The organism is Dyella sp. M7H15-1, assembly GCF_004114615.1.
Lineage (GTDB): Bacteria > Pseudomonadota > Gammaproteobacteria > Xanthomonadales > Rhodanobacteraceae > Dyella_B.
In genome coordinates this window covers 1,623,139-1,637,325 of sequence record NZ_CP035300.1, presented here as the reverse complement: position 1 = coordinate 1,637,325, position 14,187 = coordinate 1,623,139, and the positions used below count along the sequence as shown (strand labels likewise).

Here is a 14,187-nt window from a genome sequence, read left to right as displayed (position 1 = left end):
TAAGTGACTACCATTCATCGTGCGTTTGCCGGCCGGCGCGATCTGCTCGCGCCGGCCGCTGCATTTCCGGAGCGCTATCCTGCGTTGCTCGAAAGCGTCACGCAGGGTAGTGCGCATGCACGCTACGACATGCTGTTCGCGTTTCCGCAAGCTACCCTCACGCTGGCTGCGGACGGTTGCGTGCGCGATGCCGAAGGCCAAGTGCATTCCGGTCGTTTTCTTGATGCATTGGATGCGGCATGGCGCGCCGAGCGTTTGCCGCATGGCCCAGACGATGGATTGCCCTTCCACGGCGGCTGGGTGTTGCTGCTCGCCTATGAGTTGGCTGCGCAGATCGAGCCAAGCTTGCGTCTACACCATCCACAACACTTGCCGGTGGCGCAGGCAGTGCGTTGCCCGGCGGCGATCATTGTCGATTACGTGCATGAGCGCACCATCCTGGTCGCTGAGGCGGGACAGGAACGCTTGTTGGATGCGATGGCAGCGGATCTGGATGCCATGCCGCTGATGCCGCCGCTCACGGTGCCTGATGCCATGGAAGAAGACGCGCCGTCGCTCTTTCTGGATGGCGTGGCGCGCATTCACGAACACTTGCATGCCGGCGATATTTTTCAAGTGAACCTGTCGCGCGCATGGCATGCACACTTTACCGAAGCGCCGACTGCGGCAAGCCTTTACGCCGCACTGCGTCGCGCCAATCCTGCGCCGTTTGCGGGAATGCTGCAGCAGAAGGACTGGGCGGTGGTCAGTTCTTCACCGGAGCGCCTGGTCGAAGTGCGGCGTGGCTTGGTGCAAACCCGGCCGATCGCCGGCACGCGGCCGCGCGTTACCGGCGATGACGATCTGGCGCGCATCCGCGAGCTTACCGCGCACCCCAAGGAGCGCGCCGAGCATGTCATGCTAATCGATCTGGCGCGCAATGATCTCGGTCGCGTTTGCCGGCCCGGCACGGTCGAAGTGAACGAGCTGATGGTGGTGGAAAGCTACGCCCACGTGCACCACATCGTTTCAAATGTGCGAGGTCGTTTACGCGACGGCGTGACGCCAGGGCAAGTGATCGCCGCCACCTTTCCAGGCGGCACCATCACCGGTTGCCCCAAGGTGCGTTGCATGGAGATCATTGCGGCGCTGGAAGATGCTCCACGCGGTGCCTACACCGGTGCGCTGGGTTATCTCGATCGCGATGGCGACCTCGATCTGAACATCCTCATCCGCACACTGACCCTGCAGGGTCATGATGTAAGTCTGCGTGCCGGCGCTGGCATCGTGGCTGATTCCATGGCGACCAAAGAGCTGGACGAAACCCGCGCCAAGGCGCGCGGCATGCTGCGCGCACTGGGAGTGGCCGGCTGATGATGCTGATCAACGGCCAGCCACAGGAGCATGTATCGGCACTGGATCGTGGACTGAGTTACGGCGATGGGCTGTTTGAAACCATTCGGCTGGTCGGGACGCATGCGCCGCTGTGGGAAAGGCATATGCAACGCCTGCTGCTAGGATGCGAGCGCTTGCGGATACCTGCGCCAGATCCCCCGCGGCTTTGGCAGGAAGCTTTGCAAGCCAGCAAAAATCTGCCGCATGCCGTGCTACGGATCACGTTGACGCGCGGGATCGGCGAACGCGGTTATGCATTGCCGTCGGTCAGCAAAACGACGCGTATCGTTGCCGCATTTCCTGCGCCACTTATACCCGCCGGCATCTACCTGCAGGGCATTCGCATGCGTTTGTGTGCGATTCGGCTGGCCGACCAGCCTTTGCTGGCGGGTATCAAGCATCTGAACCGGCTGGAGCAAGTACTGGCGTGTGCTGAATGGAGTGATCCACGGATTGCCGAAGGATTGGTTTGCGATCAGCGTGGTCACGTCATCTCGGCTATTGCTGCGAATCTGTTTGCCGTGATCGATGGGGTGATCGTCACGCCTTCCGTGGATCGCTGCGGCATCGCCGGCGTGGCCCGCGCCGCGTTGTTGGATGCTTTTCCGGCTTGTGCGGTCCGTGATCTGCCGCTGGCGGAATGCCTGCATGCTTCCGAGCTCTTCCTCAGCTCCAGTGTTCGCGGCATCCTGCCGGTTCAGGCCGTGGGGGATACCGTGTACGCTCCCGGCCCGGTGACCCGCGCCATGCAGCAATGCTGGCGCGACCTTGGCTTTCCGATGGAGCAGGCATGAATCGAAGCGGTGCAAATCTGGGGCGCACATCGTGGCGTCTTTTGCTACTGATCCTGTTGTTGGTTGTGGCGGGCACGGCAATGTGGTTCTGGCGTGATTTCAACCGCTTTGGCATCACGCCACTGAGGGTCAGCGTCACGGGTGAAAGCATCGACATCGGACGTGGCACCAGCTTCAAGGACATCGTGCACCAACTGCGCGCGGAAGGATTGAGCACCTCCGCACCGTTCTATTGGCGCCTGCTTGCCGAGCGCATGCACGTGGCAGGACGGTTGCACGCAGGTGAATACGCACTGATTCCCGGTATCACGCCGCAGCAGTTGCTGACCAATATGGCTCAGGGCAGGGTGATGCAGCGTGACGTCACCATTGTGGATGGCTGGACCTTTCACGACATAAGGCAGGCTTTGGCCAAGGCCGACAAGCTGAAGCACGATGCCGAGGGGCTGGACGATGCCGCGATCATGCAAAAAATCGGTGCGCCGGATCAAAAGCCCGAAGGGCAGTTCCTGCCCGAAACCTATGCTTACGTGAAGGGCGACAGCGATCTGGATGTGCTGCGCCGCGCACACGACGCCATGACCAAAGCGCTTGCTACCTTATGGGCACAACGAGACCCCCAGTCGTCACTAACCAAGCCCTACGATGCGCTGATCCTTGCCTCCATCATTGAGAAAGAAACCGGCCGTGCTGATGAGCGTGCACGGGTGGCAGGCGTCTTTGTTCGCCGGTTGCAGAAGAACATGTTGTTGCAGACCGATCCCACCGTGATCTACGGCATGGGCGCCAGTTATGCCGGGACCATTCATAAAAGCGATCTGACCACCGATACGCCCTACAACACTTACACACGGCTCGGCCTGCCGCCAACGCCCATTGCCATGCCTGGCAAGCCAGCCATTGAGGCCGCCTTGCATCCGGCGCCGGGCGATGAACTTTATTTTGTGGCAAAGGGCGACGGCACGCATATCTTTGCCTCGACATTGGAAGAGCAGAACAAAAACGTAGCTTGTTACCAACTGAAGCATTGCCAATGAATCAACGCGGACGCTTCATTACGCTGGAAGGCGGCGAAGGGGCAGGCAAAAGCACCCTGCTTGCGGGCCTGTGCGATCATTTGCTGCAGCGTGGCGTGAGCTTGCTGCAACTGCGCGAGCCTGGCGGTACAACGCTGGGTGAGGCGGTCCGTTCGATCGCGCTCGATCCTGCGCATCCCCATATCAGTCCAGAGAGTGAGTTGCTGCTGATGTTCGCGTCGCGTGCACAGCTTGTGCGCGAACGGATCTTGCCGGCGCTGGAGGTCGGTCAATGGGTGCTTTGTGATCGCTATGTCGACGCAAGCTATGCTTACCAGGGCGCGGGCCGCGGGCAACCCGTGGATCGCATTGCCGCGCTGGAAAACTGGGCCTGCGCAGGTTTGAAGGCCGATCTCACCTTGCTGCTGGATTTGCCGGTATCGACCGGGCGTGCCCGTGCCGCTGGCCGTGGCGAAGCGGATCGTATCGAAGTGGAAGCGGATGCGTTCTTCGAACGCGTGCGCCGAGCGTATCGCTATCGCGCCGAGGCTGAACCGCAGCGTTTTCGTGTGATCGACGCCAGCCGGTCGGCGGATAAAGTGTTGCAAGCCGCTATCGCGGCGACGACGCATCTGTTCGAGGCGGCGACATGAGCAATCCTCCCTGGCACGCGGAACATTGGGCGCGCTTGCAGTCGCGTCGTCAGCGTGATGCTTTGCCGCATGCTTTGTTGCTATGTGGCTCGCGAGGTTTGGGCAAGCGCGATTTTTTGCGGCGCTTTGTGCGCGGGTTGTTGTGCCAGCATCCGGATAATGGTGAAGCTTGTGGTACCTGCCGCAGTTGCCTGCTGTTTGATGCGGGGACGCATCCCGACTACGTCGCTATGAGTTATGGCTTGCGCAAAGATGGAGTGCAGCGTTCGGAGATCGTGGTCGATCAGCTCCGCGAGCTATCGGCACGACTTGCCACGGCCAGCCAGTTTTGCGGTTGGCAAATCGCCAGCATCGATCCGGCCGATGCGATGAACGTCGCCGCCGCCAACGCCTTGCTGAAGACATTGGAAGAACCCGCGTCGCAAACCATGTTGATCCTGCTGGCCGATGAGCCGTGGCGCATGCCAGCCACGATCCGTAGTCGCTGTCAGCGCATCGACTTCCCGTTACCTGCGCAGGAGACGTCGCTCACTTGGCTGCAACAAGTGGGTGTGCGGGATGCACAAGCCGCTTTGGCGGCTGCTGGCGGCAACCCGGGGCTGGCACGGATCTGGGCGGAAGAGGGCGCTTTGACGCAACGCCAAGAGGTTCGCAAGGACCTTGCTGCGCTCGCCGCAGGTCGGGGCGATGCCATGGAAATGGGCAGGCGCTGGCTCGATGGCGCACCCGAACAGCGCCTCTGGTTTGCCGCCCAGGTCGTCGCCGATGAAATGCGCGCTCGCGCCACGGCCCAGGCCAGTCCACTGGGCAGTACGATGGATATCGAAGGCCTTGGAGTTTGGTACGACGCGGCCAACCGTGCGCGAGAAGCCCTTCGTGGTCCCTTGCGTGGTGATCTGTTGTTGCTGGAGTTGCTGGGGCGCTGGCGCTGATGCCGGCCTTGTCCGTTTCTGCGCAGACCCGATTGATGGTCGTGGCGCCGCATCCGGACGATGAAACCCTGGGCTGTGGTCTGCTGATCCAGCAGGTATTGGCAGCAGGTGGAGTGGTGCGCCTGCTGCTCTTGACCGACGGCGATAACAATCCCTGGCCGCAGCGCTTTATCGAGCGCCGCTTGCATATGGACGCCGTGGCTCGGCGGTGTTGGGGACAGCGGCGGCGGCAAGAAGTGATGCAGGCCATGGAGCAATTGGGGCTGCCGGCATCCGCACTGCAGCCGCTAGGCTGGTCCGATCTTGGATTGACCTGCCGGTTGCGTGACAACGCTTCGGGTGCGATAGCCGCCCTGCAGGCTGCCATGCACGCTTTCGAGCCGAGCATCATGGCTTGCCCGGCCTTGACCGATGCCCACCCTGATCACAGTGCGGCGCACGTGCTGTCCCGGCTGGCACTGGCTCATGCCGATCCCGCCCCATTGCTGCTGGCTTACCTGGTCCATGGTCATGGCAAAACGGACGCTTCGGCGTATCCGATCCTGATCGACACTCGCGTGGAACAGCAGCAGCGCAAGCTACAGGCGATGGCCGAGCATCAGACACAAATGGTGCTGAGCGGAAAGCGCATGCGGCGCATGGCGCTCAGTCCGGAGCGTTATAAGCAGGTCGATCTATCAGCAGGAACAGGGTGTTTGCGCTGGCGACCGCCGGCCGCGCTGAGGCCGTGGTTGCGACTCCTGATCGTTACGCCGGCCGGCGCCCAGGACTGGCGCTGGTCTGAGGCCCCGCTTGTTCGCGACCCCGATGGCGGTTTCCGGCTGTCATGGCTGCCGGGATCATCCGTCAGCGGCCCCGCTTTTGCAAAACTCCACCTCGATTGGCCTTCGCCCTGGATCTTTGATCACTGGGGTTGGCAAGCGTTGTGAGTCAGTGTTGCCTTAAGGCAACACCTTTGCGTGTAACCAGCGGGCTAGTTACGATGTGTTTCCGTCATCTGCCGATAGCGTCATCCGACAGGAGCAGGCATGAACCCGGTCGCCACCCGCCAGGGCATCATCTCCCTAAAATTCAAGGATACGGCTTCGCTCTACAACGCGTACATGCCGTTCCTGAAGCATGGCGGCTTGTTCGCACCTACCGCGCAGCGCTATTCGCTGGGTGATGAAGTGGTCCTGCTGATCAGCCTGATCGACGAGAGCGAGCGTCTGTCAGTCGCCGGAAAAGTGGTGTGGATCACACCTATCGGCGCGCAGGGCAATCGCACGGCGGGCATCGGCGTGCAGTTCAATGAGTCGTCCGACGGGGAAGCTGCGCGCAGTCGTATCGAAGCCTTGCTGGCCGGTGCCCTGGGGTCGGAGCGGGCCACGCAGACCATGTGATGACTGCCTTCATCGATGTCATGGCGTCGGGTGGAGCGTGATTATGTGCGTGCGAGGCAGGGAATATGTCTGTATTGACAGATACGGCCGACTTTTTGCTGTGGGCTTCACTGCAAGAAATATTCCATGGTGCGCCACACAAGGCTTGTCGGGCCACCCATGCGCGCTGATACAATATCGTGATCCCTGGGGCTTGCCTTGTGGATTGTCGAGCACCTGCATTCTGCACGTCAGCGTACAGGGCTGGACAGCCCGCTGAATCGAACTCCGGACCGTTTGTCCCAACGGTCACTGATGCACCCCCGTGGTGCGGAGGTAAGTTAAATCGTGCTTGCCGAATATTGGCCCGTTCTCCTGTTCATTGCGGTTGCCGCTGGAATGGGTATCGTCCTCATCACGCTCGGCCTGCTAGTCGGTCCGCGTCGTCCCGAATCAGAAAAGCTCTCGCCGTACGAATGCGGCTTCGAGGCCTTCGAGGATGCGCGCATGCAATTTGACGTGCGCTATTACCTCCTCGCCATTCTCTTCATCATCTTCGATTTGGAAATCGCCTTCCTGTTCCCCTGGGCGGTGGTGTTCAAGCAGATCGGCATCGTTGCACTGATTGAAATGGGACTGTTCCTGTTGCTGCTGGTGATCGGTTTTGCCTACGTGTGGAAGAAAGGAGCACTGGAATGGGAGTGATCTCCGCCATTGATCGGGTGATGCACAACCCGCAGCCGTTGAACGTGGTGGACGACATCTTGCGTCCCGCGGGCGACAATCCTGTCATTCAGCGTGGCGCGGTCACGACGACCGTTGATGCGCTGATGAACTGGGCGCGTACCGGTTCTATGTGGCCGATGACCTTCGGTCTGGCTTGCTGTGCAGTGGAAATGATGCACGCGGGTGCCGCACGCCTGGACCTGGATCGCTACGGTGTGGTGTTTCGCCCCAGCCCACGTCAGTCCGACGTGATGATCGTGGCCGGTACGCTGGTCAACAAGATGGCGCCCGCATTGCGCAAGGTTTATGACCAGATGCCCGATCCCAAGTGGGTGATTTCGATGGGTAGCTGCGCCAACGGTGGCGGTTATTACCACTATTCCTATTCCGTGGTGCGCGGTTGCGATCGCATCGTCCCGGTCGACATCTATGTGCCGGGCTGCCCGCCCACGGCCGAGGCGTTGATTCACGGCATTTTGCAGTTGCAAAAGAAAATCCGTCGTACCAGCACCATCGCGCGTTCCTGAAAGGCGTCGTCATGAGCGATACACAAACGAACTCGCTGGCCGAGCGACTCAACGCGCGATTTGGCGATCAATTGAAAATCACCGTCACGTACGGTCAGGTCACTGCGGTGGTGTCGGCTGCCAACCTTCTAACGGTAGCCACGGCATTGCGTGACGAACCGGGCTTCCGTTTCACCGAAGCGGTGGATGTGTGCGGCGTCGACTACCTGAGCTACGGGCAGACGGAGTGGGACACCACCGATGTCACCAGCACCGGTTTCTCGCGCGGCGTGGAAGGTGAGGCCGTGGGTCGCTTCACCTGGGCCGATCGCCCACGCGAGGTGTCAATCCCGAACCGCTTCGCGTCGGTCGCCCAGTTGCTGTCGATCGAACTCAACCAGCGCCTGCGCCTGCGCGTGTTCTGCGAAGACGATTCGCTGCCGGTGGTGCCGTCGCTGGTAAACATTTGGCCAGGACTGAACTGGTTCGAGCGTGAATCGTTCGACCTCTTCGGCATCATCTATGACGGCCATCCGGATCTGCGTCGCATCCTGACCGACTACGGTTTCGTCGGCCATCCGTTCCGCAAGGATTTTCCGCTGATCGGCAACGTCGAAGTGCGTTACGACATCGAGCAGAAACGCGTCATCTACGAACCGGTTTCCATCGAACCGCGCGTGCTCGTCCCGCGCGTGATTCGCGACGACGCCAACCTGATCCAGGCCCAAGCGGAAGCCGCTGACCATTGGCGAGAGAACTAATCATGTCAGGGCAAGAAATTCGCAACTACACGATGAACTTCGGTCCGCAGCATCCCGCTGCGCACGGCGTGCTGCGCCTGGTGTTGGAGATGGACGGCGAAACCGTCGTCCGTGCCGATCCACATGTGGGTTTGCTGCATCGTGGTACCGAAAAGCTTGCTGAATCCAAGCCGTTCAATCAATCGATCGGTTACATGGATCGTCTCGACTACGTATCGATGATGTGCAACGAGCATGCCTACGTGCGCGCCATCGAAACCCTGCTGGGGATCGAGGCGCCGGAGCGTGCGCAATACATACGCACCATGTTCGACGAGATCACCCGCATCCTCAACCATCTGATGTGGGTGGGTTCCAATGCACTCGACCTAGGTGCGATGGCCGTGTTCCTGTACGCCTTCCGCGAGCGCGAAGAGCTGATGGACTGCTACGAGGCGGTTTCGGGCGCGCGCATGCATGCCACCTATTACCGTCCGGGCGGTGTCTACCGCGATCTGCCGGGCAAGATGCCGCAATATCGAGAGTCGCCCTGGCATAAGGGCGCGGACCTCAAGCGCCTGAATAGCTGGCGTGAAGGCTCCATGCTCGACTACCTCGATGCGTTCACCACCGACTTCTTCACCAAGGTGGATGAGTACGAGGAACTGCTTACCAACAATCGCATCTGGAAGCAGCGTACCGTCGGCATCGGCGTGGTGTCGCCGGAACTGGCCCAGCAGTGGGGCATGACCGGCGTGATGCTGCGTGGTTCGGGCATCGCCTGGGATCTGCGCAAGAAACAGCCTTATGCCAAGTACGCCGAGGTGGATTTCGACATTCCGGTCGGCGTGGGCGGTGACTGCTACGATCGTTATCTGGTGCGCGTCGAGGAAATGCGTCAGTCCAATCGCATCATCAAGCAGTGCGTGAACTGGCTGCGCGCCAACCCTGGCCCGGTGATGGTGGAAAACTTCAAGGTCGCGCCGCCCAAGCGCGAAGCCATGAAGGAAGACATGGAAGCGCTGATCCACCACTTCAAGCTGTTCACCGAAGGCTACGGCGTGCCGGCCGGCGAAACCTATACGGCAGTCGAAGCGCCGAAGGGCGAGTTCGGTTGCTACCTGGTTTCCGACGGCGCCAACAAACCGTTCCGCGTGCATCTGCGCGCACCGGGTTTTGCCCACTTGTCATCGATGGACGTCCTCGCGCGTGGCCACATGCTGGCCGACGCGGTTGCCATCATCGGCACCTATGATTTGGTGTTTGGCGAGGTGGATCGATGACCTTTGCGGGACTCGGGACTCGGGACTCGGGACTCGGTAGAGCGGTTAGCTGCGCTGCCCAAGTCGCCGGTGTCATTTATTTTCAAAGCATTAGTAACGCTGTCATTGGATTCGAACGCGTGGGCTCGCTCGGCTTTTGCCGAGTCCCGAGTCCCGAGTTCCGAGTCCCGGAGTTCGCAGCATGAAAGCCACTGGCAACTACGAACAGGTCAAGCACATCGATCCGCTCGTCGTACTCTCCGAGCACACGCGTCATCACATCGATCACTGGCTGGGCAAGTTCCCGCCGGATCGCAAACGCTCGGCGCTGATCCAGGCGCTGTTCGCGACGCAGGAACAGAACCACGGTTACCTCACCGACGAACTGATCACCGCCGTCGCCAAGTACATCGACGTGCCCGCCGTGTGGGCCTACGAAGTGGCCAGCTTTTACTCGATGCTGGAAACCTCGCCGGTCGGCCGCAACAACGTTGCGATCTGCACCAATATTTCATGCTGGCTCAATGGCGCCGAGGACATCGTGCGCCATTGCGAGAAGAAGCTCGGCATCAAGCTGGATGAAAGCACGGCTGATGGCCGCGTGTACCTCAAGCGCGAAGAAGAATGCATTGCTGCGTGCGTGTACGCGCCGGCGATGACGGTCAATGGTCACTACCACGAGCGTCTCACGATCGAAAAGGTCGACGAGATTCTCGATGGCCTCAAGTAAGGCAGGAGAGCCTGCCTATGGGTTCCCAGCAGTCCGCGTTGTTCTGCAGCCGCCGCCAGGTGGTAGTGCGTGGCGCAGATCAGGGTGGTTCCCTGCTCAAGCCGCGCGCTGCCGCATGGCGGCGGCTGCAGAACAACCCTCCGGGCCGGGTCTGTTTGCCCGCAATCCCGCGTCATCACTCAGTTGTGTATCGACATACACTCCTTCGTTCTTCCTTGGCTTGCGCGCAAACAGCTCTCGGCGCGGGCTACTGGGAACCCATAGGCAGGCTCTAATATGGCAGTCGGACCCGCACCCCAGGAACATCAGGTCGTCTACACCACGCTGCATTTCGACAAGCCGTGGGCGATGGACAGCTACCTGCAAATGGACGGTTACAAAGCGTGGAAGAAGATTCTGGCCGAAAAGCCCGATCCTGCTTCGATCGTCGAGATCGTCAAGAACAGTAACCTGCGTGGCCGCGGCGGCGCAGGCTTTCCGACCGGCTTGAAGTGGTCCTTCATGCCCAAGGGCAACATGCAGAAGTACATCCTCTGCAATTCCGACGAATCGGAACCCGGCACCGCGAAAGACCGCGACATTCTGCGCTACAACCCGCACTCGGTGGTCGAAGGTCTGGCCATTGCCTGCTATGCGACCGGTTCGACGGTGGCTTACAACTACTTGCGCGGTGAATTCCATCACGAACCCTTCGAGCATTTCGAAGAGGCGCTGAAAGAAGCCTACGCCGCCGGCCTGCTCGGCAAGAACATCCAGGGCACCGGCATCGATGTGGACATCCATGGCGCTCTCGGCGCGGGTGCCTACATCTGCGGCGAAGAAACCGCGCTGATGGAATCGCTGGAAGGCAAGAAGGGGCAGCCGCGCTTCAAGCCGCCGTTCCCGGCCAACTTCGGTCTGTACGGCAAGCCCACCACGATCAACAACACCGAAACGTATGCGTCGGTGCCAGCCATCCTGCGCAACGGTGCGGATTGGTTCTTGAATCTGGGCAAGCCGAACAACGGTGGTCCGAAAATTTTCTCGGTGTCCGGTCACGTCAATAACCCGGGCAATTTCGAGATTCGCCTCGGCACCTCCTTCAAGGATCTGCTGGAGCTGGCCGGCGGCGTGCGCAACGGCAACAAGCTGAAGGCGGTGATCCCGGGCGGTTCCTCGATGAAGGTGCTGCCGGCCAACGTCATGCTCGAATGCACCATGGACTACGACAGCCTGCAAAAGGCGGGTTCCGGTCTGGGTTCCGGCGCCGTGATCGTGATGGACGACACCACCTGCATGGTGAAAGCCTGTCATCGCATCTCGCGTTTCTACTTCAAGGAATCCTGTGGCCAGTGCACGCCGTGCCGCGAAGGTACCGGCTGGATGTATCGCGTGCTGACGCGCATCGTCGAAGGCAAGGGCACGCAGGATGACTTGCATCGCCTGAAGGCAGTCGCCGGCCAGATCGAAGGCCACACCATCTGCGCCTTCGGCGAAGCGGCGGCGTGGCCGGTGCAGGGTTTCCTGTATCACTTCTGGAATGAATTCGAGTATTACGTGGCGAATGGGCACTCCATGGTTGATCGTACGTTGGGGGCTGCGGCATGAGCGGCTGCGTGAATCGTCCATCGAGAATCGTGAATCGGAAAAAGCCGGCAGTGGTTAGCGCACCGCTCTTCCGAAGCTACGAAGCGGATCAAACTTCTTTTAGTGCGGCGGACTGCGGGCTGGCGAGCTTTTTCGATTCCCGATTCCCGATTCCCGATTTCCGCTGCGGAGCAACAGTATGAGTGCGCAGCCAGCCAATAAAGCACCTGATTTGGTGAGCATCGAGATCGACGGCAAGCCCACGCAGATCCGCAAGGGCGCCATGATCATCGAGGCGGCCGACAATGTAGGTATCGCCATTCCGCGCTTCTGCTATCACCGCAAGCTTCCTATCGCCGCCAACTGTCGCATGTGTCTGGTGGACGTGGAGATGGGCGGCCGCATGATGCCCAAGCCGCAGCCGGCTTGCGCCACGCCGGTGGCCGATGGCATGAAGGTCATCACGCGTTCGGAGAAAGCGCTGAAGTTCCAGCGCGACGTGATGGAGTTCCTGCTGATCAACCATCCGCTTGACTGCCCGATCTGCGATCAGGGCGGCGAATGCGAATTGCAGGACGTGGCGCTCGGCTACGGTCGCAGCGTATCGCGCTACACCGAGCGCAAGCGCACCATCGCCGACGAAAACCTCGGCTCGCTGGTTGCCACCGAAATGACCCGCTGCATCCAGTGCACGCGTTGCGTGCGCTTCACCAGCGAGATCGCCGGTACCTACGAGCTCGGTGGCATGAGCCGTGGTGAAAACCTGCAGATCGGCACCTACATCGGCAAGGCGCTGGAAACCGAACTCTCCGGCAACGTCATCGACGTCTGCCCGGTGGGCGCGCTGACTAGCAAGCCCTTCCAGTTCAAGGCGCGCGCTTGGGAATTGATCGCCAAGCCGTCCATTGCCTATCACGACGCGCTCGGTTCTAACCTGTGGCTGCATACGCGCCGCGGCGAAGTACTACGCACAGTGCCGCGCGACAACGAAGCCATCAACGAATGCTGGCTCTCCGACCGCGATCGCTACAGTCACGAAGGCTTGTATGCGGCCGATCGTTTGCATGCCCCGGAAGTGAAGCGCAACGGCCAGTGGCAGACGACCACGTGGGACGACGCGCTCGCCGTCGCCGTCGAAGCGCTGAAGAGCGTGCCAGGCAGTGAGCTCGGCATGCTGGTGCATCCGGCGACGACGAGCGAAGAAGGTGATCTGCTGGTTCGCCTCGCGCAGGGCTTGGGCAGCACGCACATCGATCATCGCCTGCGTCAGCTCGACTTTGCCGACAATGCGGTCGCGCAAACCTTCGCCATGCGGGTTGCCGACGTGGACAAGGTGAAGGCGGCACTGCTGGTCGGTTCCGATCTGCGCTACGAAATGCCGCTGCTCAACCACCGCATCCACCAAGCGGTGAAGAAGGGCGCCAAGGTGTACGCGGTCAATCCGGCCGAGTTCAACTTCAACTACAACCTGGCTGGCGAAGCCGTGGTGCCACCGCACTACCTGGTCGACTCGCTACTGGTGCTCGCCAAGGCGTTGATCGAAGACGGTGCTGCACAACTGGGCTTTATCTCCAACGATGCGCTTGCGCCGCTGCAAGTGACCGACAAGGCACGCGAGGCTGTCGAAGCGCTCAAGTCCGGTCAGGCCGTGGTGATCCTTGGCGAAGTTGCCGTGACGCATCCGCAAGCGTCGTGGCTGCGCGCGATTGCCCGTTTCGTCGCCGAATCCACCGGCGCGGCTTATAACGAGCTGCCGATTGGCGCCAATGCCGTAGGTCTCGCCAAGGTCGGTGTACTGCCGGGCAACGGTGGCCTGAATGCACAGGCCATGCTGGCGCAACCGCGCAAGGTTTACCTGCTGTACGGCCTGGAATTCCCGCATGACTTCGGCGACGGCGCCGTTGTCAGTAACGCGCTGAACGGCGCACAGCACATCGTTTCCTTCAGCGCGTTTGCCAGCTCGGCACTGCGTGATGTCGCCGATGTGATCCTGCCGATCGGCCTGCTGCCGGAAATCGACGGCACGCTGGTCAACGTCGACGGTTTTGCACAAAGCGTTGAAGCAGGTGCGAAGGTGCCTGGTGATACGCGTCCGGGTTGGAAGGTGCTGCGTGCACTGGGTAGCCTGATGAAGCTGGCTGGTTTTGAGTTCGACGATCTGGCTGGTCTGCGCAGCGGCATCGTGGAAAGCGATCCGGTGGGAGCTCAGGGGTTGGTCGAGCGCAAGCCGGTGCAGGGTCTGAGCCGCCTCGCTACCTGGCCGATCTATCGCAGCGATGCCGTGCTGCGCCGTGCGACCGCGTTGCAGGCGCATCCGCTCAACCGCACAGCAGCCATCCGCGTGAATGCTGCCGAAGCGCAGCGCTACGGGTTGGGTGAGGGCGATCAGGTCAAGCTTGCCAGTGTTGTGCTGCCGCTGACTATTGATGCGACGGTGCCCGATGGCGCCGTGTGGATCGAAGCCGCCCACGATCAGACTGCGACGCTGCCGCCTTACGGCGCAGCCATCACCTTGAGCAAGGCATAA

At 60.9% G+C, this 14,187-nt stretch carries 14 protein-coding genes; all 14 read left to right on the top strand.

Going from position 1 to position 14,187, the window contains the following annotated elements; translation table 11 throughout:
* The first annotated feature begins 12 nt into the window (after positions 1-12).
* The 14 genes from EO087_RS07685 (at position 13) to nuoG (ending at position 14,187) form a co-directional block, all read left to right on the top strand.
* Entirely contained in the window at positions 13-1,353 is a 1,341-nt protein-coding gene (locus EO087_RS07685) for an aminodeoxychorismate synthase component I (protein WP_128899849.1), read from the top strand.
* Entirely contained in the window at positions 1,353-2,168 is an 816-nt protein-coding gene (gene pabC, locus EO087_RS07680; RefSeq protein ID WP_128898356.1) for an aminodeoxychorismate lyase, read from the top strand. The genes EO087_RS07685 and pabC overlap by 1 nt, the downstream gene beginning before the upstream one ends.
* The gene (gene mltG, locus EO087_RS07675; protein ID WP_128898355.1) at positions 2,165-3,205 is read left to right on the top strand and encodes an endolytic transglycosylase MltG; all 1,041 of its coding nucleotides are present in this window, start codon (positions 2,165-2,167) and stop codon (positions 3,203-3,205) included. The genes pabC and mltG overlap by 4 nt, the downstream gene beginning before the upstream one ends.
* Positions 3,202-3,837 (top strand): dTMP kinase, encoded by a 636-nt coding sequence (gene tmk, locus EO087_RS07670; RefSeq protein WP_128898354.1) that lies wholly within the window; start codon positions 3,202-3,204, stop codon positions 3,835-3,837. The genes mltG and tmk overlap by 4 nt, the downstream gene beginning before the upstream one ends.
* On the top strand, positions 3,834-4,769 hold the full coding sequence (gene holB / locus EO087_RS07665) for a DNA polymerase III subunit delta' (RefSeq protein WP_128898353.1): 936 nt from the start codon (positions 3,834-3,836) through the stop codon (positions 4,767-4,769). The genes tmk and holB overlap by 4 nt, the downstream gene beginning before the upstream one ends.
* Positions 4,769-5,698 (top strand): PIG-L family deacetylase, encoded by a 930-nt coding sequence (locus EO087_RS07660; RefSeq protein WP_128898352.1) that lies wholly within the window; start codon positions 4,769-4,771, stop codon positions 5,696-5,698. Before holB ends, EO087_RS07660 begins: the two co-directional genes overlap by 1 nt.
* Before the next feature lie 99 nt (positions 5,699-5,797).
* Positions 5,798-6,151: a PilZ domain-containing protein gene (locus tag EO087_RS07655; protein WP_128898351.1), complete on the top strand. Its 354-nt coding sequence runs from the start codon at positions 5,798-5,800 to the stop codon at positions 6,149-6,151.
* 327 nt (positions 6,152-6,478) lie between these two features.
* On the top strand, positions 6,479-6,835 hold the full coding sequence (locus EO087_RS07650) for an NADH-quinone oxidoreductase subunit A (protein WP_128898350.1): 357 nt from the start codon (positions 6,479-6,481) through the stop codon (positions 6,833-6,835).
* Entirely contained in the window at positions 6,826-7,383 is a 558-nt protein-coding gene (locus tag EO087_RS07645) for an NADH-quinone oxidoreductase subunit B (RefSeq protein WP_115476777.1), read from the top strand. The genes EO087_RS07650 and EO087_RS07645 overlap by 10 nt, the downstream gene beginning before the upstream one ends.
* An 11-nt stretch (positions 7,384-7,394) precedes the next feature.
* Positions 7,395-8,123: an NADH-quinone oxidoreductase subunit C gene (locus tag EO087_RS07640; RefSeq protein WP_128898349.1), complete on the top strand. Its 729-nt coding sequence runs from the start codon at positions 7,395-7,397 to the stop codon at positions 8,121-8,123.
* A gap of 2 nt (positions 8,124-8,125) precedes the next feature.
* Positions 8,126-9,385: an NADH-quinone oxidoreductase subunit D gene (locus EO087_RS07635; protein ID WP_128898348.1), complete on the top strand. Its 1,260-nt coding sequence runs from the start codon at positions 8,126-8,128 to the stop codon at positions 9,383-9,385.
* Between the two features lie 181 nt (positions 9,386-9,566).
* Positions 9,567-10,094 (top strand): NADH-quinone oxidoreductase subunit NuoE, encoded by a 528-nt coding sequence (nuoE, locus tag EO087_RS07630; RefSeq protein WP_128898347.1) that lies wholly within the window; start codon positions 9,567-9,569, stop codon positions 10,092-10,094.
* A 276-nt stretch (positions 10,095-10,370) separates the two neighbouring features.
* A complete protein-coding gene (nuoF, locus tag EO087_RS07625; protein ID WP_128898346.1) occupies positions 10,371-11,681 on the top strand; it encodes an NADH-quinone oxidoreductase subunit NuoF in 1,311 nt (436 codons plus the stop codon).
* 178 nt (positions 11,682-11,859) lie between these two features.
* Complete coding sequence (gene nuoG, locus EO087_RS07620) at positions 11,860-14,187, top strand: NADH-quinone oxidoreductase subunit NuoG (RefSeq protein ID WP_128898345.1); 2,328 nt, start codon at positions 11,860-11,862, stop codon at positions 14,185-14,187.